The following is a 20,822-nucleotide window of genomic DNA, read 5'->3' as shown; positions in this document are numbered from 1 at the left end:
ATGCTTGGACCCCTGAGAATTGCGGCCGTCGCTCTCGCCCTCCTAGCTGCCGTCGTCGTCTCGTCCGCACGTGCCGCCGACGTCACCTTCGACGACACCGCGCGCTTCCTTGCGGGCATGCAGCCTTCGGTGGACGCGCCGCTGGTGCCGCTCACGAAGGATCCGGGCTGGCAGCGTCATGCAAAATTTTTCGACGGCGCCTTCGCCCAGCTCGAGCAGCGGCAGCTCTCCAAGATTCGCACATGGGCCGATGTCAATCTCGCCGCGCCCCGGCCAACCATGTTCTACATGTTCAGTGGCCCGGATTTCCTCTACGCCAACGCCTTCTATGCCAAGGCCAGTACCTACGTGCTCGGCGCGCTCGAACCGGTGGGGGCGGTGCCCGACCTGACGCGGCTGCCGCGCAGTTCGGTCGGCACTGCGCTCTACAACGTCGAGCGCTCGCTCGGCTCGATCCTGAGTTTTTCGTTCTTCATCACCAAGCAGATGAAGGTCGACCTGCACGCCAATCAGGTCAACGGCACGTTGCCGATCCTTTATGTCTTCCTCGCGCGCTCCGGCAAGACCATCCGCAACGTCGAGATGATCGCGCTCGACGACAAGGGCGGGGTGCATACGGCCGGCGACAATCCGGGACCGAACGCGACGCGCGGCGTCCGCATCACCTTCGCCGGCAGCGATGGGGAAGCGCGCACGCTGTATTATTTCTCGACTGATCTTTCCAATTCGGGTGCACGCGCGACCGGCTTCCTGAAATTCTGCGAGACGCTCGGGCCCGGCAACAGCCTGCTCAAGAGCGCGTCGTATCTGCTGCATTCCGGCAATTTCACCGTCGTGCGCGACTGGGTCCTCGCCAACAGCGCCACCATCATCCAGGATGATTCCGGCATTCCGCTTGCGAACTACAGCGCGCGGCAATGGCGGTTCTTCCCGTTCGGCCGTTATCTCGGTCCGATCGATGAATTCGCAGGCCGTTACCAGGAGCGCTACGCCGAACTGTTCACGCGCGCCCAACCGATCGATTTCGGCGTGGGCTATCGCTGGCGGACGCACGAGTCGAACCTGCTGCTGTCGGTGAAGGTGCCGGGCAGCGAGACCGCGCCGGCGGAGACCACTTCGTCCGCCGAGCCGTCGCCAAAGCCGCCACGGCCGAAGCGGCTACGTCCGCCGGAGTCGATCCCACCGCAGTCCGGGCGCTTTTTCTGGTTCCGCTAGCTACCAGTGCACGCTCTGGCTCGGCACGATGAACGCTGTCGTGCTTGGCGGCGTTGCGAGGCTCGTCGCCAGATACCAGCCGGAGCCGAGCACGAGCGCCAGCAGGGCGACGATTGCGAGCAGATCCATGGTTCTAGGGTCGTGGTGCCGCCTGGAGCCAGGATTTGGCTTAAGCCTGAAGGGAAAATGAGGGCTGATTTTCCAGCGCATTGTTGTTTCCTCCCTTATGGGAGCATCACATCAACGCGAGCCGAGAGTTCCGGTTCCAGTCAAGACAGCGATGCGCAAAGCACCGCAGCCGCTTAGGACGCGTTGACCCCGCGCCAACGGCCGTAGCGCCAGGGCAGGTACCAGCGCGCGCCTTGCGGTGCGGTGAGCGGTACATTGTCGATGCCTGAGGTGCCGAAGGGATTGCAGCGCAATAGGCGCGCAAGCGTCATCCAGCCGCCGGCCCAGAGTCCGAACCGTTCGATCGCTTCGTCACCATAGACGGAGCAGGTCGGCAGGTGCCGGCAATTGTAACCGACCAGCGGCGAGAGCGTATGGCGGTAGAGCCAGATCAGAGCGCGGCCGAATCTGCGCGGGAGCCGGAGCGCGCCCGCAACGGGATTGGAACAATGCTCGCAGGCTGAATGCTTCATGTGCGCTTTGCTGCAACGTTAAGCGACGGATTGCTCGGTTCCGGCGCAGGGAACCTTAAGCTGTTGTTTGCGCGCCATATTTTGCCTGCTTTCTGGGAGCAGTGCAGCAAGTATCTGTGGACGAGCTGTATTCGCCCGGATACCATTTTTATGACGCCCGTGTGTAGAAACATACGCCTGTATGATGGACTCAGAGGGCGCTACCGGGGATTGTTTGGGGACCTTTGGGGCTTGGGGAAGGAACCAGATTGAAACTTCTGAACTCCCTTAATCTTCGCGGCTGGTTGCTAGTGGGAACCGCCGTCTGTGGAGTCGCGCTGGCTGGCGCCGTCGCGACATTCGGGTCGTCAGCGCGAGCCGGTGCTGCCCTCGAAGAGCGCAAGCTGCCGATGAAGTTCAGCTGGGTGGCCTGTGAGCCGAACTGCCGCGGCTGGGTCAGCGCAGTCGGCATCATCACCGCCGATACGCCAAAGGATTTCGAGGCATTTTCTCGCGGACGCCAGCTCGGTGGCGCCACGGTGGTGCTCGATTCCAGCGGCGGTTCGGTCAACGATGCCATCACCCTCGGCCGGCGCTTCCGCAATCTCGGACTTCTGACCACGGTCGGCATCAGCCTCCAGAACCGCGGCGGGCAAGGCGCCCGTCCGGCGGTCGCGTCCGAGGCCTATTGCGAATCCATGTGCGTGTTCCTGCTGCTGGCCGGCAAGAAGCGCTACGTGCCGGAAGCCGCCCATGTCCGCGTTCATCAGATCTGGATGGGCGATCGCGCCGACGATGCGAAGGCTGCCAGCTACAGCGCGCAGGACCTGATGATCGTGGAACGCGACATCGGCCGGCTGGCCAAATACACCTTCGACATGGGCGGCGCCGGCGATCTGCTGTCGCTCGCGCTCAGTGTGCCGCCGTGGGAAGATTTGCACGAACTCGACGCCGGTGAGCTTAAGCTCACCAATCTCGTGACGACGGACCTCGTGGCCGACGTGCTGCCGCATGTGGACATCTCTGCACCGGCGATGGCGGAGCTTGCACCGAAGACGCAGGCCAGGTTCGGCTCGGAACCGGAGCAGCCTGCCAGGTCGACCAAGACCGCGGAAGCCTTGGCGCCGACCGCCGGCGGCGTGGCCGCACCAGCCGCGGCGACGCAGAAGTAAGTTTCCTCTACCGTCGAAACGACGAACCCGGAGTCTAGAGATTGTGGCACGAGATTCCGGGTTCGCGCTGACGCGCGTCCCGGAATGACATTGATGAACTAGCCCTGCGCCGCCGCCGGCTGCTTCGCCTTGGCCTCGATCTGGCCGATGGCATCCACCACCGCATCGAAGGTCAGCAGCGTCGAGGCATGCCGCGCCTTGTAGTCGCGGACCGGCTCGAGGAACTTGATCTCTTCCCATTTGCCTTGAGGAGGCGCTCCGTTCTCCTTCAGCATCTTGCGAACGGTTTCGCGTAACTCACGGAGTTCGCTCGCAGTCGAGCCGACCACGTGACTTGCCATGATGGATGAAGAGGCCTGTCCGAGGGCACAGGCCTTCACGTCATGGGCGAAGTCGGTGACGGTGTCCCCGTTCATCTTGAGGTCGACCTTCACGGTCGAGCCGCACAGCTTGGAGTGGGCAGTGGCGGAGGCATCGGGGTCCGACAGCCGCCCGAGGCGCGGAATATTCCCGGCCAGTTCGATGATCCGCTTGTTGTAGATGTCGTTCAGCATGTGATGGAGTCCAACACTTCCGCACCGGATCGGCCTTGGCGCGCGCCGTCCACGGTCCTATATAGGGGCGGAACCGGCGGAAAAATAGTCCAGCGGGGGTGGCCCAGACCATGCGGCCGACGTTGGTGGAGAGGATCTTTTCCACCAGGTTCAATTATTCTGTTCAGGCGTCCGGCGGCTTGCCGCCCCGTCTGCCGGTGACACTCCGGCCGTAAGGCCGTCGAACGGAGTCGATATGGACGCCACGATCAAATCCATCCGCCCCAACAAGCCTTCCGATCGGCAGCCCGAGAGCCGCCCCGCTGAGCTTGATCCTGCCGAATTCCTCGCGGTCGCCGTCCGCGCCGACCAGCCACGCCCGGCGCGCGCCGAGGCGGAAGCGGCGGTGAAGACGCTGCTCGCCTATATCGGCGAGAACACAGAACGCGAAGGCCTGCTCGACACCCCGCGCCGCGTGGTCGAGGCCTTCGACGAGCTCTATCAGGGCTATCACCAGTGCCCGGCCGAGGTGCTCGACCGCACCTTTGGTGAGACGGCGGGCTATGATGATTTCGTCCTGGTGCGCGACATCGAATTCACTTCGCAATGCGAACATCACATGATGCCGTTCTATGGCAAGGCGCACATCGCCTATACGCCGGTGGAACGCGTCGTTGGCCTGTCCAAGCTCGCGCGCCTGACGGATATTTTCGCCCGCAGGCTCCAGACCCAGGAGCATCTGACGGCGCAGATCGCGGCCGCCATCGACGAGATCCTCAAGCCGCGCGGCGTTGCGGTGCTGATCGAGGCCGAGCATACCTGCATGTCGGTGCGTGGCGTCGCCAAGCATGGTGCTTCCACCTTCACCAGCCGCTTCACCGGCATGTTCCGCGACAATCCCGCGGAGCAGGCCCGCTTCCTGTCCCTGGTGCGAGGCACGACGCGCTGACCTCGCAAGGCCTTATTTTTTTGAGCATGATCTTTTCGGAAAACCGCTTCACACTTTTCCGGATCATGCTCGAGCGAGGGTCCCGTGTCCGCTCACTCCCATGAGATCGAGGAAGGCCTCGCCTTCCTGCCCAAGTTCGACGCGAGCGGTCTCGTGACCTGCGTCGCGACCGATGTCGCCACGGGCGATGTGCTCATGGTCGCGCACATGAACGAGGAGGCGCTGCGCAAGACGATCGCGACCGGCGAGGCTTGGTACTTCAGCCGCTCGCGCAATGCCTTGTGGCGAAAAGGTGAGACATCGGGTCAGACCCAGCGCGTGGTCGAGATGCGCACCGATTGTGACCAGGACGCGATCTGGATCCGCGTCGAGCAGATCGGCGCGGCGTGCCACACCGGACGGAGGTCCTGTTTCTACCGCAAGGTGGAGGGAGAGGGCACCGGTGCGAAGCTCGTCTTCGCGGATGCGGAGCGGCTGTTTGATCCGGACGCGGTCTATAAGAAATAGCAAGCGGTCATTCCGGGGCGCACGTAGCGCGAGCCCGGAATCCATTGCAGGGCATCGGGCGCGGCTCAATGGATTCCGGGCTCGCACCTGCGGTGTGCCCCGGAATGACTCGGGGAAGGGGCGACCCCAGAATTAACCCCGCATTAACCATACCTGTCCCACGGTGAGACGACAGGGCGCCGAATTGCCGGCGTCGCTCAACGCCGCGCGGGGCGGGCACTTCATCATGTCGGTCGACAATTTCAGTGCGACGCAGACGGCCGGTCTCGATCCGTCGCGGGCGCGCGTTGCCGGCGCGATCAAGCAGGCCTCCAATATCTCCGGCGTCAGCTTCCAGTACATGTTGACCACTGCCAAGATGGAATCGGATTTCGATCCGACGGCCGGCGCCACCACCTCGTCCGCGCACGGGCTCTACCAGTTCATCGACCAGACCTGGCTTGGCACCGTGAAGGAGGCAGGCAGCCAACTCGGCTACGGCAGCTATGCCGACGCCATCACCAGGACCTCGTCGGGCACCTACACCGTCGATGATCCCGTGATGAAGCGGTCGATCATGAAGCTGCGCGACGATCCGGACGCTGCTTCCGGCATGGCCGCGGCGCTGACGCAGTCGAACAGCTTCAAGCTCACCGGCTTGCTGGGGCGCAGGCCGAGCGACAGCGAACTCTACATGGCCCATTTCATGGGCGTCGGCGGCGCCGCGAAACTGATCGCCAATGCCGAGGACAATCCGCAAGCGGTCGGCGCCCGGCTGTTTCCCAATGCGGCTGCCGCCAACCGCTCGATTTTTTACGCCAAAGACGGCCGCGCCCGCAGCGTCTCCGAAGTCTATTCGGTGCTCGACGCGCGCTATGCCAGCGCGGCCAATTCGAAAGTGACCCGCAGCGCGATGGCGATGTATGGCGATACGCCCTCGACGACGCAGGTCGCGAGCGCGAATGGCGTGCAGCCCGCTGCGCCGGTCATCGACAACGCCGCTTATCTCCAGACCTTCCCGAATACTCGCGCTGTGACGCCCGTCGGTGCGACGTCGCCAACGACGCTCGCGGACAATGCGCCGAGCACGCCGGTGTTTCGTTCGATCTATCAGCCCGGCGACGTCACGCAGCCGGTCTCGACCACCGTGCAGAAATTGTGGGGCAACAACGCCTCACTCACCTCGGTCGCATCCGCGATGCCGGACGTGCGGCCGCCGCAGCCGCTCGATCTCTTCAGCGATCGCAGCGGCACGTTCTCGAGCTAATACTCACTGATCGAAGAATAAATCGCTCGCGTCCCGGACGCGCCGCGCTGCATCCGTGCACGAAATCCAGATCTTTGTGCGCAACTGCGTCAACACCGTCATTGCGAGCGCAGCGAAGCAATCCAGAATCTCACCGTGGATACATTTCTGGATTGCTTCGCTGCGCTCGCAATGACGGAGCGTGGGCGAGGGCTCGCGCTCTCTCGTGTCCCGGACGCCGGGCCTTTGTTCCCTTAACAAAACGTCAATAAAACCAGCCAGTTATGGTGAACGCTTTGTTAAGCGTCGTGGTTTATTTTGTGTTGCAGGTGACAAGCCGTCACCATTTTTCGTTTTCGTTGCGTAAGCCGGAAGCACCATGATTGTTCGGCAGTTCATTAATTGGATCAGGACGGCGTCCGCCGGCGAGCGGGCCGAGGCGACGCGGGCGTTGGCCCGGGCCTGGCTGATCTCGGACCTTTCTCATGACGATCGCGTCGCCGCCGAAGGCGCGCTCTTGATGCTGCTCGACGATCCCTCGCCGCTGGTGCGGCAGGCGATGGCCGAGGCCTTTGCGCGCAGCACCGAGGCGCCGGCCGCAATCGTGCGGGCGCTGTCGGCGGATCAGCCGACGGTTGCGCTGCCCGTGCTCGAACATTCTCCGCTGCTGATCGATGCCGATCTCGTCGACATCGTCGCCACCGGCAATGATGAGGTGCAATGCGCGGTCGCCCGCCGTATCGCGCTGCCGGTCTCGGTCTGCGCCGCCATCGCCGAGGTCGGCTGCGCGGCTGCGGCGCTGGAGCTGATCGAAAATCCCCATGCCGAGCTCGCGCCGTTCTCCTGGAATCGCATCGTCGAGCGCCACGGCCATCTCGCCGCGATCCGCGAGGCGATGCTGGTGCTGGAGGATCTGCCGGCCGCAACGCGCGCGGCGCTGGTGGCCAAGCTTTCCGAGACCCTTGCGCAGTTCGTCGTGGCCCGAAACTGGCTGAGTGCCGACCGTGCCGAGCGCATCACGATCGAGGCGCGCGATCGCTCCACCATGAACATCGCGGCGCGCTCGCGTGGCGAGGACATGCAGGGCCTGGTGCGGCACCTGCGCATCACCGGCCAGCTCACCGCGGGCCTGATCCTGCGGGCGCTGCTGTCGAGCAATCTCGACCTGTTCGATGCGGCGCTCGCTGAACTCGCCGATCTGCCGCTGGCGCGCGTCTCGGCGCTGCTGCACGACCGCGGCGGCAACAGCCTGCACGCGCTGCTCCGCCGCGCCGGGCTGCCCGAGGCGACATTCGCGGCATTCCAGGTCGCGCTCGATGCCTGCCACGAGCAGGGCTTCGTCGACAGTGATGATGGTGCGGCGCGGCTGCGCCGGCGCATGGTCGAGCGCGTGCTTACCCATTGCGAGACCGACCGCGGGGCCACCGAACCGCTGATGGTCCTGCTCCGCCGCTTCGCCACCGAATCCGCGCGCGAAGAGGCGCGGCTGTTCTGCGACGAGCTCGTCGCCGAGGACGCGGTCGATCCGGTCTATGATGATCTGATTGCGGCCTGACGAGACGCCGTAGGGTGGGCAAAGGCGCATCGCGCCGTGCCCACCACTTCTTCGCACAGGTCACGTTGATTGGTGGGCACGCTCCGCTTTGCCCACCCTACGATTCTGATCGTGTCGATAGAGCGGAGGCGAAGCCCCAAACTCCATCATTGCGAGAGGAAAGAGCTGAGCCCTTACTCCGTCGGCGCAATGCTTGGTGCCAGGATCACCTCGAGATGCTCGGGGCGGTCGCGGTTGACGTGGGCGAGATATTCGTCGGCGACCTTGCGCAGGCGCCGGCTGAGCTCGGCGGACACGCTGATGCTGTCGAGCCTGGTGTTCTCGTGCACGATGGCGAGGATCGCGTTGATGTGATGCGTGAACAGCTCGGCCGGCACCTTCGAAAGATCCGGCGCATGCTCGATGACGCGGCACAGGCTCTCGGCGATTCCCGCTGCCGAAGCAAAGCCGAACGTCGCTGCATCGCCCTTGATGTCGTGTGCGGCGTGGAACAGCTCGTCGCGCAGCTTCTTGGTGAAGCCATCCTGCTGCACGGCGGTCCAGGCGGCGGACAGTCTCTGGACCTCGATCGTCATCCAGTTCCTGAATTCGCCGGACAGGCCCGCCAGCGCTTGCTCGGCACGGGCGACCGGATCGTCCAAGTCCTTTTCTTCGACCCGGCGCAGCACCTTTCGCAAGGGATTGGGCTGCCTGATGACGTGATGCGTGGCGAAGGCCGTGATCTCGATGTCCTTTGCGCTGTTCTTCGCCATGATGCCTGCCTCGTGTGCGCTAGATGGAGGAGCGGGCCTTGTCGAGCAGCGAGGGCTGCTGGAGCACCTCGTGCTTTTCGCCGACGCGGCGTTCCGGGCCCATATAGGCGGAGTTGGTGTTGCGGCGCCGGTCCGGGCCGAAATAGGTCTTGGTCTTGATGAAGGGGCGGGGATTGGCAACCACGTTGAGGATGCGCTGGTAGAGCCCCTTGGCCGAGATCGGCTTGGCCAGGAATTCGGTGACGCCGGCATCGCGCGCGACCGTGACGCGGCGCTTCTCGGAATGGCCGGTCAGCATGATGATCGGCGCGTAGGGATTTCCCTTCGACTCCGGCTGGCGGATCATCTGCGCGAGCTCGAGCCCGTCGAAGATCGGCATCGCCCAGTCGGTGATGACGATGTCGGGCACGTAATGGCTGTACATTTCCAGCGCCGTGGCGCCGTCCTCGGCCTCGTAGACTTCGCGTGCGCCGAACGAATGCAGCAGCGTCCGCAGGATGCGGCGCATGTGCGGATTGTCGTCGCAGACGAGGAAGCGCAGCTTGTTGAAGTCGATACGGAACATGACGCCCGGGCCAAAGCGGTCAACCTTCGTTAACCATATCGTGGCGGGGGTTAATGAAGGGTTGCGATCGGCTCTCCGGACGGGGCTGGCCGGCGGCTCAATAGCCGAACTGTTCGCGCAGAATCCGCTCTTCCAGGCTGTGACCGGGGTCGAACAGCATCCGCATCGAGATGGTCTTGTCGGAGAGAACCTCGACCCGGAGGACGTCGCGCACCTCGTCGTGGTCGGCGACCGCCGCGACGGGGCGCTTGTCGCCCTCGAGCACCTCGATCACGACATAGGCGGTGTTGGGCAGCAGCGCGCCGCGCCAGCGGCGCGGGCGGAAGGCGCTGATCGGCGTCAGCGCCAGCATCGCGGCGTTGATCGGCAGGATCGGCCCCTGGGCGGACAGGTTGTAGGCCGTCGATCCCGCCGGCGTCGCCACCAAGATGCCGTCAGCGATCAGCTCGGACATGCGCTCACGCTCGTCGATCAGGATCCTTAAGCGTGCCGCCTGATAGGTCTGCCGGAACAGGGCGACCTCGTTGATGGCGTGATGCAGGTGGACGCGGTCGTTGACGTCGGTCGCGCGCATCAGGAGCGGATTGATCTCGGATTCATGCGCCGCCTCGAGCCGCCTGCGCAGATCGTGCGTCGAGTATTCGTTCATCAGGAAGCCGACCGTGCCGCGGTGCATGCCGTAGATCGGCTTTCCCGTGTGCATGTTCTGGTGCAGCGTCTGGAGCATCAAGCCGTCGCCGCCGAGCGCGACGACGACATCGGCTTCCCTGGGGTCGCAATTGCCATAGTCCCGGGTGAGCTGGGCGAAGGCGGACTGCGCCTCGCTGCTCGGGCTGGCGACGAAGGCGATCCGGTCGTATCGCGAGGGCTTGGTCATGGCTTCCCGGGCAGGTGCCGCTGGCTCGAGTAAGTTCCGCCCGGCTCGTCTATACGACCTGGGCCACGATTGTCGAGGAGGACCGCCCTTCAAGGCAAACGGGCGACCGCCGGGTTCAGGACAAAACAGGGTCGTTTCAAGCCCGGTCGGCCTCTCCAGGCGCCGCCGGACCGATGGTCCCCCAAACCGACGCAATTTTGCGCTAGCCTTTCGGCACGCACCGGCTTTCAGAGCCGGGCACGGAGAACGATCATGGTTTTGAGTTTGCCGGTGCTCCGCCACGCGATGCTGGTGCTGGCGGTTTCGGCTTTCGGGTTCGCAGGATTGGCGCGCGCGGATGATCCGCCGCAGCCCCGCTCCGAGGCGGCGTCGCCAGCCGGACAGAAGGGCGGGCGTGGCGGTGGCGCGCAAAGCACTGCGCCGGCTTCGCCGTCGGCGGCCGAGTTGCACCGTCTGCCGCCGGATTCGACCACGAGGCAGACGCTCGAACTGCCTGGCCGGACGCTCAACTTCGCCGCGACCGCCGGCTCGATCCGGGTGTTCGACGGCAAGGGCGAGCCGCTGACCGACATCGCTTATACGTCCTACGAGCTTGATGGTGCCGACCGCGCGACGCGGCCGGTGACGTTCCTGTTCAACGGCGGGCCGGGCGCGTCCTCGGCATGGCTGCAGTTCGGCGCCGCGGGGCCGTGGCGGCTGCCGCTCGACGGCGAAGCCCTGTCGCCGTCGGCCCCGCCCGAGGTGAAGCCGAACGCGGAGACCTGGCTCGACTTCACCGATCTCGTCTTCATCGATCCTGTTAGCACCGGCTACAGCCGCTTCGTCGCGAGCGGCGAGGACGCGCGCAAGTCGTTCTATTCCGTCGACGGCGACGTCAATTCGATCGCGCTCGTGATCCGTCGCTGGCTCGAGAAGCACGACCGGCTGACCTCGCCGAAATACGTCGCGGGCGAGAGCTATGGCGGCATTCGCGGACCGAAGGTGGTGCGCCAGTTGCAGCTCCAGCATGGCGTCGGGGTCAGGGGATTGATCCTGGTCTCGCCGCTGTTCGACTTCCGCGAGTTCGCCGGCACAAGCCTGCTGCAATATGTCGCGACACTGCCGAGCTATGTGGCGGTCGCGCGCGAGGCCAAGGGACCGGTCACGCGCGCCGATCTCGCCGACGTCGAGGCCTATGCGCGCGGCGAATTCCTGGCCGATCTCGTCAAGGGCGAGGCGGACAAGGAGGCGACCAACCGGCTCGCCGACAAAGTCGCCGAGCTCACCGGTATCGACCAGGCGGTGAGCCGCAGGCTCGCCGGCCGGTTCGACGTCGGTGAATTCCGCCGCGAGTTCGATCGCAAGAACGGCAAGGTGACGGGACGCTACGACGGCTCCGTGCGCGGCTTCGATCCCTATCCGGATTCCGGCAGCTCGCGCTTTGGCGACCCCTCGGGCGATGCACTGCAGGCGCCGCTCACGAGTGCCGCGGTTGATGTCCTCACGCGCAAGCTCAACTGGCGGCCGGACGGCTCCTACGAAGTCCTGAACGGCAGCGTCGAGGGGCACTGGGATTTCGGCCGCGGCCTCAACCCGCCGCAATCGGTGTCGGAGCTGCGCCAGATTCTCGCCACCGATGCGAAGCTGAACGTGTTGGTCGCGCATGGCCTGTTTGATCTCGCCACGCCCTATTTCGGATCGAAGCGGGTGCTCGACCAGTTGCCGGCCTTCGTCACGCAACGCGTGAAATTCGTCGTCTATCCCGGCGGCCACATGTTCTATTCGCGCGACGGCTCGCGGCAGGCGTTGCGGAGTGAGGTCGAGACGTTGATCAGGGAATAGAGCATGATCCGGAAAAGTGCGTAGCGGTTTTCCGATAGGATCATGCTCCGGCTAAATAGGCCGGCGTTTGCGCGGCTGATATCGACGGCCGATCTCGCTGGCGACGACTTTTTCCGGCTTGACGTTGGCACCGGCGATCCAGATGTCGCTGATCCTCCCGCGCTTGTCGCGGACACGGCGGACAGGCTCGCCATGGCTGGAGTAACCGGCGGCCCAAGCGAGCTTGCCGGTGTCGCGGCCGGTGATCTCGATCTCGGCGGCATCCATGAATGGGTTATTGAACTGCGGATTGGCGACGAGCACGCGGTTGCCCGCGGGCACGAGATCAGTGGCTCCCCAGATCGTCCACCAGCGGCCGGTCCAGTCGCGCACGCGCCGGTCCGGCGCGCCGCGCGTCTTGAACACGCGCAGGATCTGCAGCGCGCCGTCCATCCAGAACGGCGCGGCGCCGTCGATGGAGTTGCTGAGGATGCTGATCGCGAGCTCGCAATCAGGAATGGAGCAGGTCCGGGAGATGTAGCCCTGGAAACCGCCACCATGGCCGAACCAGTCCCAGCCGTCGGTTTTGCCGGCGTTGACGCCGAGCCCGTAATAGCCCTCGAAGCTCTGCGGGATGCGCCAATGGTGTCGCGTCATCTCGCGGCGGCTCGCGACCGAGAGCACGCTCTTTTTCGCATTGGGTGTGAGCTGCGCGAAGAAGCGGGCCGTGTCGCCGGCAGTCGCGACGAAGCCTGCGGCGGAGGCCATCGCGTGCGCGGGATTGTCGCCGGGGATCACGCAGCGCTCGCCGAACGGCACTTTTCGCGTGTGGCCGCACGCGAATGGCTTGCCTTTGGCAAGGGGGGCATTCGGTTCGGTCTCACGTAAGCCGGCCGGCTCGACGATCTCGCGCTTGATCCAGGCGGGGTAAGGCTCCTTCGTCACGGCCTCGATGACGAGACCGAGCAGGCCAAAACCATGGTTGGAATATTTGAAGCGCGTGCCGGGTTCGACCGCGGTCGGCAGCTTCAATTCCGCGAGCAGCTCGTTCGCGTTGAGATAGGGGCGGGTGTCGATGAACTGGCCGGAATCGGCGCCGTCGCGCGTCAGCCCCGCGCTGTGCGAGAGCAGTTGCGCGATCGTCGTTTCGGCAACGCGCGGATGCAGGCCGCCGACATATTGGCCCACGGGATCGTCGAGCCGGAGCTTGCGCTGCTCGCGCAGCTTCATGATGCCGGCTGAGGTGAAGCTCTTCGAGTGCGAGGCAATGCGGAAGCGATGACGCGGGGTGAGCTTCTCGCCGGTGTCGAGATTGGCAAGGCCGAATGCGTGCTCGGCGACGACCTCGCCGCGATGGGCGAACGCGACGATGACGCCGGGCTGTTGGATCGTCCTCAGCTGGAATTCGATCCAGGAACTAATGTAGTCGATCGCGGATCGCAGCCACGGGTCCATTGCGCACCAATTTGCGAGGGAAAGATTTGGTGCGGGAAGCTAGCCGAGAAAGTAGAACGGGCACAACCCCAAGGTTGTGCCCGTTCTATTCATTCGAAGATGCGAGGTCTCAGTAGACTGATGGCTCAGTAGACCAGCGTCGCGCCGGTCGGCTTGTCGAGCGCGGCGGCAAGCGAGCGATATTCGGAGCTGTCGGTGCCGGCGAGCGAGGCGATCTTGTTGAGGTGATACTGCGCCTGTTCGCGGTTGCCCTGCTCGAGCTGCCAGAGGCCGTAATACTGCCAGGTGCGGACGTGGTTCGGATCGTCCTTCAGCGCCATCTCGTAATAGGCCTTCGACGACTGGTAATCGCCGAGCTTGCGATAGGAGTAGCCGATTAGGTTTGCGACATCGGCGACGTCGTCGCGCTTGAGCGATTTCAGCTGGTCGATCGCACCCGTGTAGTCGTGGCGGTCGTAGATCGCAGTATAAGCGGTGCGATAGGCCGCCAGGAATTTGGGATCGCTGACGGAGGAGCTCTTCTTCTTGCCCTTTTTGGACGAGCTGTCCGACTTCGGCGGCGAGGAGGGCTCGTCGCTGCCCGCGGCATAGGCGCTGGACAGCACCGGCGCAGCCGCCAGCGTCATGGCGACAAGTCCCGGCACAACAAGCATTGAGAGTTTGCGCATCTAAGTTCTCCGGTATGGAACGTGGCGATCCTACACGATTGCCCGAAGACCGGAACACCCATGGGGCGAAAACATTCCCGCTTCGCACGATCTATTCGTCCTGCCGCAGATGACAAACTTGTCATCGAGATGAACGGAAGCCTGCAGCGGCCTTCAGATCGGGTTCAGTGCGCAGCCCCTAGGCTCCCACCTACGATCGAAGAGGTGACGAGAGGGCGCCGCCTCAAGATCCTTCCAAGAGGAGACCACCATGTTGAAGACCATTTCCGCAGCCTTGCTCGCCGCTTCCGTGATCGCAGCCCCGGCCTTCGCCGCTGAGGCCGGCAAGACCACCACGACCTCGCCTGTGATCAAGGCGGACCAGAGTCAGACCAAGGCGGCGAACACTGCCGTCAAACCGGATGCGGGCGTCAAGGCCGACACGAAGGCTTCCGACGTCAAGGCGGACGCCAAGGTGGACACCAAGTCGAAGGCGATGAACGCCAACGCTGCCGTCACCCCCGCCGAGCACAAGTCCGTGCACAAGCATCGCCATCACCACAAGCAGGTCACGGCCAAGGAGTCGCTGAAGGCGCAGCCGAACGTGACCAAGCCGGCGGCATCGGACAAGCGCAACTGACGACTGATCTCCCGCGCGGCGGCATCCCTGGCATTGCCCCGCCGCCGCGTGCGGAATTCAGGCCCGGTCCGTTCGCCGTGCCTCGTGCGAAAGCTCGAGGTGTCGGCGGCGGGCCGGTGCGTCGTTGCGCCGCTGCAGGCGAACTCCCTTCATGCAGGGTTGGGATCGTGCGGGCTTGGGTTCGTAGAAGCTTGGGGCTAGAACATCTCCGAATCTGATCGAGCGGAGAGCGGGGCCTGTGGGGCGATTGGCGAGATGTGCGGTGATCCTGGCGTTGCCGTTGGCGCTTGCGGCATGTTTCGGCAGCGACGGTGACCGTCCAACGCTGTTGGGTGGGACCCAGGCCGGAGGGCCGCAGCCGTTTCCCGACAATTTCCGCGGCGACACGCTGGCCTTGATGCGCAGCTATCTGAACAATCCGGTCGGAGTGCGCGACGCCAGCATGGCTGATCCGGTGCAGCGCGAGGTTGGTGGGCGCCAATTCTATGTGAGCTGCCTGCACTTCACCCCGCGCGAGACTGATGGCAGCTACAAGGGCATGCGCGAGCGCGCCGTGATTTTCGTCAACGGGCGGAGCGACCGCGTCGTCGATCGGACGAGCGAGCTCTGTGTCGGTGCGGTTTACGCACCCTTTCCGGAACTGGAAAAGATGACGCGGTAGCGCAAAGCCCGCCTTCATCGCCTCGTGATAGGACAGACCGCGCCGGAGCCGCTGGATCACATTTTGGCGAGCTTTGAACGGGGCGGTTTCGTCTCGCGACAAATCCCCACGGCAGGCCCTGCGCAGGCGACGGGAGCAGCCGGCGCAAGGCGACGTGACGGAACAAAATCGCGCTGTTGCCACCCCGTCACAGTAACGAACGATCAACGTTCCGGCATCGTCGCGAAGCAACCAAATTCACGCCACGTTGTTTGCTGAGGGTCGAATTTGAAAGCACGGGGATGATCATGAAGAGGTTTTTGCTCGGAGCAGTCGCGCTGCTGGCGCTGGCCGCGCCGGCCGCTGCTGCCGATATGCAGCCGCGTACCTACACCAAGGCGCCGGCCTATACGCCGTCGCAGGTGATCTACAATTGGACCGGTTTCTACATCGGTGGCCATGTCGGCGGCGCCTTCGCCGGCGACAACAGCTTCCAGTCGAGCGACGCCCGCTTCCTCGGCGGCGTGCAGGGCGGCTTCGACTACCAGTTCGCGCCCAATTGGGTGGTTGGTATCGAGGCCCAGTATTCCTGGCTGCCGACCAACAACAACGGCGTCACGTTCCCGTTGGGCACGCAGGTGACGTCCAACACCGACCAGCTCGGGTCGGTGACCGGTCGCATTGGCTACACCTGGGGACCGACGCTGCTCTACGCCAAGGGCGGTTATGCCTGGCGCAATAACGGCCTTGGCGTGAACATCGCGGGGGTGCCGCAGACCTTCACCACCACCGGCAACAGCAAGGACGGCTACACCGTCGGCGCCGGCCTCGAATACATGTTCGCGCCGAGCTGGTCGGCCAAGGCCGAGTACCAGTATTACAACTTTGGCAGCACCACCTTCACCTCCGGCCCGGCCGACATCGTCGGCGTTCGTGGCCGGGAGGACGAGCATACCGTCAAGGTCGGTGTGAACTACCGGTTCGGCTGGGGCGGGCCGGCGGCCGCGCGCTACTGACCTACCGCCCACGACCAGGATCTGACAAAGGCCGGCTCCTGCCGGCCTTTCGTTTGTCAGGATCCTGATTGCCGGCCTTCCGTTTGCTTTGCGTGAACCATCTGGCGCGTCATTTGCTTGCAAACAGTGCGGGCGCGCCTTCTCACGCGCGTCATGGGGCCGGGGTAAAGCAAAAATAATTTTTGCGATTTACGGAACTCGCGCTCCTCAACGCGTTATATGAGAATTATCGGGCTGGTGGGACGACGGACATGCGTATCTTTGTGTCGGCAGTGGTGCTCTCGTGCTTCACCTGCCAGCCGTGTTCTGCACAGACAATCCTCAAATCCGAACCTCTGATGCTGGCGCCCTATGAGGTCGCCTTCGTCAAGGACGCTTCCTGTCCGTCGGGCAAAGTGCTGAAGGTCACCGGCGCGATCCGCGGGCTGCATCGCCGGAAGGCCTGCGTGGCCCTGGCAGGCGAGCAGGCGTCTCTCGCGACCGCGACCCCTTGACTCAAGATAACAGATCGAGCTCCATCCTCGACTGCTGGTCGGCCTCGGCCTTGTTCTTGGCGGAGTCCTCGCCCTGGGCTGCCTGGCAGGGCGCAATCTCGTAGTCGTTGTCGAGCACCCGGCGCGGTCCCCGCTGCTCGTCGTCCGCGATCACGTCGACCACGAGGCCACTTCGCTGCGCGAGCTTCCAGACGTCGGACTCGCTCGGATAGGCCTTGCTGATCTGGGCCTCGTTGCAGAACAGGGCGTAGGGCATTCTTCCCACTCCAGGAAAGCCCGTTAACGACTTTGCGGGTGAGGGGTTCCGGCCGGCGGTCCGATCACGGCGCCGTGATCAGAGCCGTCGGGCCCTGAGTCCTTAATGAGTCCTGAATCCCCAAAAAAAGAATCCCTGGGACTCTCCGGCCGGAATCAGCGGATGTTTTCGGCCATGACGAGCGACCTGAAAACCTCCTGCGGGCACATGCTCCTGCCCCTGACGCTGGCGCTGTTTGGCGCCTGCGCGGCCAATCTCTGGCTGGTGTGGTCCTGGCTGTAGGCTCCCGACAGGAGAGCCGGCCCTACTTTTCGGCCGGTGGACGGGCGGAGGGGTCGCGGATGGCGGCGCGCAATTTGGTCAGGGTGGCCGCGCAATATTCCTCGCGCTCGCGCTCGAACCGCTCCTGATGCTTGCGGAAATTGGCAATCCGGGCCTGCATCTCGCTGCGGAAATCGCCGCTTGCCCGCGCCGGCGGGAGCTTGACGGGCTGAGGCTGCGGAGGGGGCTGGGGTGGCTCGATCTCGGCCGTGACGGCCTCGACAGCGACGATCTCGACGGTCGCCGCCGGCGAATCCGACGGCGCGCCCGGCTGAAGGACGTCATCCTTCTTGCCGGTCACCGATTGGACGAAGGCCAGTGTCTGCGCGATCAGTGCGTCGCGTTCCCTGATCCACTTCATGATCCACCTCAGTCGCGCCCCATTCCAACAAAGCGGCCGCGCCGAATCAAGGGTCCGCTTGTAAAGGGGATTGCATATTTTTCCCGATCGCCCGACATTGGTCGGATGAATGCCGAAGACAAACAGATGGATGAAGCGGAGGGTTTGAGGCTCGTCCGCGCATTCCTGTCGCTGCCGCCCGACAAGCGGGCGGAGGTGATCGCGTTCGTCGAGGAATTGGCGCGTGCCCACGGCCGGCCCGAAAAGGGCAAGGAGATATCGCCGCAGTGATGGCTAGCGCTGGCGCGGATTGACGTTGGGCTCGAACGGCGCGCCGACCACTCGAACCGGTGTCTTCTGAGCGCTGACGTCGGTCGCCATCCGCTGGGCCACCTGCTTCGCAGGATCAGGTGACGACGCCGGTTCGAACAGCGCAACTGTGCCGGCCACGGCGCCACAGCACAGCGTCACCGTTGCCAGCAAAAACATGTTTCGGTTTTCTTCCCTGATCCGCATGGGTCGAGAACCAACGACGCACGGCTTTGGTTCCTGTCCGGCCCTATCGGACCGGCCATCTCCGAAACGATTGGATCGGATAGCACGCGGCGATGACGGGCGCGGCGGATCGCCTGTACACTGGGCTCGCGACTTGATTTGAGCCCAGTCCGATGATCTCCAATCGTCCTCCCGTGCTCGCCCACGAACGTTTCATCGCCGACCGCGAGAATTTCGCCGGCCTCGATCTCGCCGCCCGGTTCGAGCGGATCGAGCGGACCAACCTCTGGGGCGCGGCCACCTCGGTGTCGGGCCTCGGCTCGGAGGACCCCGCGACCGCCGCGATCCGGGAGACGCTTGCTCCACTGCTGCAACGGCTCGGCGCGCGCTCGCTGCTCGATGCGCCCTGCGGCGATGCCGGATGGATCGGCCGCCTGAAGCTCGATGTCGATTACACCGGCATCGACATCGTGCCGTCGCTGATCGAGGCCAACCGCCGGCGTGTGGCAGGCGGCGGGTCGCCGGGCCGGTTTCTCGTTGCCGACATCACGCGCGATGCACTGCCGCGTGCGGATGTCATTCTCTGCCGGGACTGTCTGGTGCATCTGAGCTTTGCGAATATCGATCGTACCCTCGCGCGATTCCGGGAGAGCGGCGCGCGCTTCCTGCTGGCCACCACCTTTCCGGAATGGGATGCAAATCGCGATTGCGAGGACGGCGACTGGCGCGCGCTGAATATGGAGAAGCCGCCGTTCGCCTGGCCGGCGCCGCACGCGCTGATCAACGAGCGTTGCGACGAGGGCGGTGGCGGCTGGCGCGACAAGAGCCTCGGGCTCTGGCAGCTGGAGGATGTCCGATGATTGATGCCAGATGCAGTTGCGGTGCTGTTTCACTTTCGCTTCCGGGACCGACCAGGCTGGTCGCGGCCTGTCATTGCATCGACTGTCAGCGGCGAACCGGAGCGCCGTTCGGCGTCGGTGCGTTCTACCCTGTCGAAGACGTCACGATCTCCGGCGCGCCGAAGCAGTACGCTCGCGCCGCCACAAGCGGCGGCGAGGTCCGCTTCTATTTCTGCGCCGACTGCGGCTCGACGGTCTGCTGGAAAGCTGACAATCTGCCTGACATGATCGGCGTTGCCGTCGGCGCCATCGCGGATCCGGATTTTCCGGCGCCCGTCAGATCGGTGTTCGAGCAATCGAAACATGCTTGGGTCGAAATCGCCGGCGCCGGCGTCGCGCACTTCGAACAGGGCAGCGCGCGCAAGAGTTCAAGCTGAGGCACAGGCATCGAGTCCTGGTGCCGGCGCGGCCGGTGTTCGGTCAAGGACGCTGCTGATGACTTGCGTTGGACGGCGCTCCTGACGTCTGTATCGGTTCACCGGGAGCACGGTCCAGCGGCGGGTGAGGCCTGGCGAGTCCTACCGTTCCGGGAGGTGCGTCGTTGCTGGCGGTACGGGTATTGACGCGCTCTAACGTGACTGTCGATGCAACCACAATGGCGATGGCCAAGGCGACAGCGGATAGGGCTAAGGCTACCCGATCATTCGGGTCCATCGCTAGACCTCCGCGAGACGGCTCTATAGCTCAAGGATAACGGCAAACCGATGATTTAGTTCTTGCGGTGGTCGCCGATGAATAAGGAGCCGTGGCAATTGACAGGCTTCGATCCGCGGTCGCGGAGGAAGCTTTGCCGCCCGGGTCGATTGCAGGTTCGACATAGCACGTCAGGCCACGACGCGGTGTCAGCTAAACCAATGGTGCCGGCTGAGGGGATTGAACCCCCGACCTTCGGTTTACAAAACCGCTGCTCTACCGCTGAGCTAAGCCGGCGACGCCTGAGAAAGCGGGCAGGGCCGGCACATGCCGGGGCCGTCCACCCCGCCGTCCACCCTTGCGCGCCGCAATATCAGACTTGGTCGGAAAGTGCCAGAACCGCGATCGTCGTCGCAAGACATGAATCAGGCGGCCTTGCGGGCCGCCTGATGGGTCGCGTTCGATGTGAGCCGTTTACTGGCAGATGTGCCGGCGGCCGTCGTCGCCTTTGAACCAGGTGCCGGGCGTGCAGACGAAGCCGTTACGCTGGGCATAGGTGCGGGTGTCCCAGCCGCGATTGTCCCACGAACGATCGTAGGCGTAGGAATTGTCCCAGGCGCGGAACGGAGCTGTTGCGATCGCGCCCGCGGTGCCGATCGCGGCACCGGCTACGCCCGCCGCGACATCGGTCGGCCAGAAGCCGGTGCGGCTCCTGTTCCAATCGTTATTCCAGTCGCCGTTGTTGGTCTGCCGATAGGACATGCGGCGATGGCGATAACCCCTGTCGGTGTACGGATTTCCCGGTCCGAGGTTCTGGCAGTTGGCATTCGGGAACTGGGCCGAGCAGCGGGCAGGATTGTTGACCACCGCCTGTGCCATCGCGGGGCCCGCGAGGGTGGTGGTCGCGATCGCGACGGCGCCGAGGAGTTTGATATTCATGATTGTTGGCTCCCGTTGTGGTTGAACGGGGCTAAATGCCGAGCGCGCCGGACGTTCCGGTGAAACCGGTCGATTTTCGCAGCTGGACGGTCAAACGGATGTGAGCATACGGGTGGTTCCGGCCGGTGCGCTCGATGCCGTTAACGCTTCGCTAGTGCGCTTTGCAGCATTTGAGCAGCGCGCAATCCTTGCACATTAGGCTTACCGGAAATTGGTGAGCGGGCCTTAACCCTCTCTGCGTCGCTATCGGATAGGTTGTCGCCGGATAACCGGGGCC

The 20,822-nt window shown here is 64.3% G+C and carries 26 protein-coding genes and 1 tRNA gene; 14 read left to right on the top strand and 13 right to left on the bottom strand.

Annotated elements, in window-relative coordinates; all coding sequences use genetic code 11:
- Window positions 1–1,215, top strand: coding sequence for a hypothetical protein (locus tag BLV07_RS21840; protein WP_091889378.1), 1,215 nt, complete (start codon window positions 1–3; stop codon window positions 1,213–1,215).
- Here the strand turns inward: BLV07_RS21840 and BLV07_RS21835 are convergent, their stop codons facing one another.
- The gene (locus BLV07_RS21835) at window positions 1,216–1,425 is read right to left on the bottom strand and encodes a hypothetical protein (RefSeq protein WP_091889376.1); all 210 of its coding nucleotides are present in this window, start codon (window positions 1,423–1,425) and stop codon (window positions 1,216–1,218) included.
- 92 nt (window positions 1,426–1,517) lie between these two features.
- On the bottom strand, window positions 1,518–1,856 hold the full coding sequence (gene yidD, locus BLV07_RS21830; RefSeq protein ID WP_091889374.1) for a membrane protein insertion efficiency factor YidD: 339 nt from the start codon (window positions 1,854–1,856) through the stop codon (window positions 1,518–1,520).
- Between the two features lie 248 nt (window positions 1,857–2,104).
- On the opposite strand from yidD, the gene BLV07_RS21825 reads away from it, so the two are divergent.
- On the top strand, window positions 2,105–3,007 hold the full coding sequence (locus BLV07_RS21825) for a COG3904 family protein (protein ID WP_091889372.1): 903 nt from the start codon (window positions 2,105–2,107) through the stop codon (window positions 3,005–3,007).
- 98 nt (window positions 3,008–3,105) lie between these two features.
- On the opposite strand, the gene BLV07_RS21820 is transcribed toward BLV07_RS21825, so the two are convergent.
- The gene (locus tag BLV07_RS21820) at window positions 3,106–3,561 is read right to left on the bottom strand and encodes an iron-sulfur cluster assembly scaffold protein (protein ID WP_091889370.1); all 456 of its coding nucleotides are present in this window, start codon (window positions 3,559–3,561) and stop codon (window positions 3,106–3,108) included.
- A gap of 235 nt (window positions 3,562–3,796) precedes the next feature.
- Here BLV07_RS21820 and folE point away from each other — a divergent pair, with 235 nt between their 5' ends.
- From folE to BLV07_RS21800, 4 genes are all read left to right on the top strand, one after another.
- Window positions 3,797–4,489: a GTP cyclohydrolase I FolE gene (gene folE / locus BLV07_RS21815; protein WP_091889368.1), complete on the top strand. Its 693-nt coding sequence runs from the start codon at window positions 3,797–3,799 to the stop codon at window positions 4,487–4,489.
- Window positions 4,490–4,573: 84 nt separating this feature from the next.
- On the top strand, window positions 4,574–4,996 hold the full coding sequence (hisI, locus tag BLV07_RS21810) for a phosphoribosyl-AMP cyclohydrolase (RefSeq protein ID WP_091889366.1): 423 nt from the start codon (window positions 4,574–4,576) through the stop codon (window positions 4,994–4,996).
- A gap of 184 nt (window positions 4,997–5,180) precedes the next feature.
- Window positions 5,181–6,242 (top strand): lytic transglycosylase domain-containing protein, encoded by a 1,062-nt coding sequence (locus BLV07_RS21805; protein ID WP_176945688.1) that lies wholly within the window; start codon window positions 5,181–5,183, stop codon window positions 6,240–6,242.
- Between the two features lie 358 nt (window positions 6,243–6,600).
- Window positions 6,601–7,776 (top strand): DUF2336 domain-containing protein, encoded by a 1,176-nt coding sequence (locus tag BLV07_RS21800; RefSeq protein WP_091889362.1) that lies wholly within the window; start codon window positions 6,601–6,603, stop codon window positions 7,774–7,776.
- Between the two features lie 173 nt (window positions 7,777–7,949).
- Here BLV07_RS21800 and BLV07_RS21795 read toward each other — a convergent pair whose 3' ends face one another.
- From BLV07_RS21795 to BLV07_RS21785, 3 genes are all read right to left on the bottom strand, one after another.
- Window positions 7,950–8,528, bottom strand: a complete 579-nt coding sequence (locus tag BLV07_RS21795; protein WP_091889361.1) for an Hpt domain-containing protein — start codon at window positions 8,526–8,528, stop codon at window positions 7,950–7,952.
- Between the two features lie 19 nt (window positions 8,529–8,547).
- Window positions 8,548–9,093, bottom strand: coding sequence for a response regulator (locus tag BLV07_RS21790; RefSeq protein ID WP_008549760.1), 546 nt, complete (start codon window positions 9,091–9,093; stop codon window positions 8,548–8,550).
- A 97-nt stretch (window positions 9,094–9,190) separates the two neighbouring features.
- On the bottom strand, window positions 9,191–9,970 hold the full coding sequence (locus tag BLV07_RS21785; protein ID WP_091889359.1) for an NAD kinase: 780 nt from the start codon (window positions 9,968–9,970) through the stop codon (window positions 9,191–9,193).
- 252 nt (window positions 9,971–10,222) lie between these two features.
- Between BLV07_RS21785 and BLV07_RS21780 the strand changes: the two genes are divergently transcribed.
- Window positions 10,223–11,791 (top strand): S10 family peptidase, encoded by a 1,569-nt coding sequence (locus tag BLV07_RS21780; protein ID WP_091889358.1) that lies wholly within the window; start codon window positions 10,223–10,225, stop codon window positions 11,789–11,791.
- 51 nt (window positions 11,792–11,842) lie between these two features.
- Here BLV07_RS21780 and BLV07_RS21775 read toward each other — a convergent pair whose 3' ends face one another.
- Window positions 11,843–13,225: a serine hydrolase domain-containing protein gene (locus BLV07_RS21775; protein ID WP_091889356.1), complete on the bottom strand. Its 1,383-nt coding sequence runs from the start codon at window positions 13,223–13,225 to the stop codon at window positions 11,843–11,845.
- Between the two features lie 125 nt (window positions 13,226–13,350).
- The gene (locus tag BLV07_RS21770) at window positions 13,351–13,893 is read right to left on the bottom strand and encodes a tetratricopeptide repeat protein (protein WP_091889354.1); all 543 of its coding nucleotides are present in this window, start codon (window positions 13,891–13,893) and stop codon (window positions 13,351–13,353) included.
- 250 nt (window positions 13,894–14,143) lie between these two features.
- Here BLV07_RS21770 and BLV07_RS21765 point away from each other — a divergent pair, with 250 nt between their 5' ends.
- The 4 genes from BLV07_RS21765 (at window position 14,144) to BLV07_RS21750 (ending at window position 16,662) form a co-directional block, all read left to right on the top strand.
- Window positions 14,144–14,512, top strand: a complete 369-nt coding sequence (locus BLV07_RS21765; protein WP_091889352.1) for a His-rich protein BRANT — start codon at window positions 14,144–14,146, stop codon at window positions 14,510–14,512.
- 265 nt (window positions 14,513–14,777) lie between these two features.
- On the top strand, window positions 14,778–15,173 hold the full coding sequence (locus BLV07_RS21760) for a hypothetical protein (RefSeq protein WP_091889513.1): 396 nt from the start codon (window positions 14,778–14,780) through the stop codon (window positions 15,171–15,173).
- A 287-nt stretch (window positions 15,174–15,460) separates the two neighbouring features.
- Window positions 15,461–16,168, top strand: coding sequence for an outer membrane protein (locus BLV07_RS21755; protein ID WP_176945681.1), 708 nt, complete (start codon window positions 15,461–15,463; stop codon window positions 16,166–16,168).
- A 251-nt stretch (window positions 16,169–16,419) separates the two neighbouring features.
- Window positions 16,420–16,662: a DUF6719 family protein gene (locus BLV07_RS21750; RefSeq protein WP_091889348.1), complete on the top strand. Its 243-nt coding sequence runs from the start codon at window positions 16,420–16,422 to the stop codon at window positions 16,660–16,662.
- Window position 16,663: 1 nt separating this feature from the next.
- On the opposite strand, the gene BLV07_RS21745 is transcribed toward BLV07_RS21750, so the two are convergent.
- Window positions 16,664–16,918 (bottom strand): hypothetical protein, encoded by a 255-nt coding sequence (locus BLV07_RS21745; RefSeq protein ID WP_091889346.1) that lies wholly within the window; start codon window positions 16,916–16,918, stop codon window positions 16,664–16,666.
- 304 nt (window positions 16,919–17,222) lie between these two features.
- The gene (locus tag BLV07_RS21740; protein ID WP_091889344.1) at window positions 17,223–17,600 is read right to left on the bottom strand and encodes a hypothetical protein; all 378 of its coding nucleotides are present in this window, start codon (window positions 17,598–17,600) and stop codon (window positions 17,223–17,225) included.
- Window positions 17,601–17,726: 126 nt separating this feature from the next.
- Between BLV07_RS21740 and BLV07_RS47690 the strand changes: the two genes are divergently transcribed.
- Window positions 17,727–17,870 carry a hypothetical protein gene (locus BLV07_RS47690; RefSeq protein ID WP_176945671.1) on the top strand — a complete coding sequence of 48 codons (144 nt, stop codon included), beginning with the start codon at window positions 17,727–17,729 and terminating at the stop codon, window positions 17,868–17,870.
- 3 nt (window positions 17,871–17,873) lie between these two features.
- On the opposite strand, the gene BLV07_RS21735 is transcribed toward BLV07_RS47690, so the two are convergent.
- The gene (locus BLV07_RS21735) at window positions 17,874–18,068 is read right to left on the bottom strand and encodes a hypothetical protein (RefSeq protein WP_176945680.1); all 195 of its coding nucleotides are present in this window, start codon (window positions 18,066–18,068) and stop codon (window positions 17,874–17,876) included.
- A 179-nt stretch (window positions 18,069–18,247) separates the two neighbouring features.
- On the opposite strand from BLV07_RS21735, the gene BLV07_RS21730 reads away from it, so the two are divergent.
- Together BLV07_RS21730 and BLV07_RS21725 are read left to right on the top strand one after the other, a co-directional pair.
- Window positions 18,248–18,934: a class I SAM-dependent methyltransferase gene (locus tag BLV07_RS21730; RefSeq protein ID WP_091889341.1), complete on the top strand. Its 687-nt coding sequence runs from the start codon at window positions 18,248–18,250 to the stop codon at window positions 18,932–18,934.
- The gene (locus BLV07_RS21725) at window positions 18,931–19,350 is read left to right on the top strand and encodes a GFA family protein (protein ID WP_091889339.1); all 420 of its coding nucleotides are present in this window, start codon (window positions 18,931–18,933) and stop codon (window positions 19,348–19,350) included. Before BLV07_RS21730 ends, BLV07_RS21725 begins: the two co-directional genes overlap by 4 nt.
- A 478-nt stretch (window positions 19,351–19,828) precedes the next feature.
- On the opposite strand, the gene BLV07_RS21720 is transcribed toward BLV07_RS21725, so the two are convergent.
- Window positions 19,829–19,903, bottom strand: a tRNA-Thr gene (locus tag BLV07_RS21720).
- 177 nt (window positions 19,904–20,080) lie between these two features.
- Window positions 20,081–20,545 (bottom strand): hypothetical protein, encoded by a 465-nt coding sequence (locus tag BLV07_RS21715; protein WP_091889337.1) that lies wholly within the window; start codon window positions 20,543–20,545, stop codon window positions 20,081–20,083.
- Window positions 20,546–20,822: the final 277 nt, after the last annotated feature.

This window comes from Bradyrhizobium sp. Rc2d (assembly GCF_900099855.1).
GTDB lineage: Bacteria > Pseudomonadota > Alphaproteobacteria > Rhizobiales > Xanthobacteraceae > Bradyrhizobium.
Note: the sequence above shows the minus strand (reverse complement) of the source record. Positions and strands in the feature narration are given on the sequence as shown.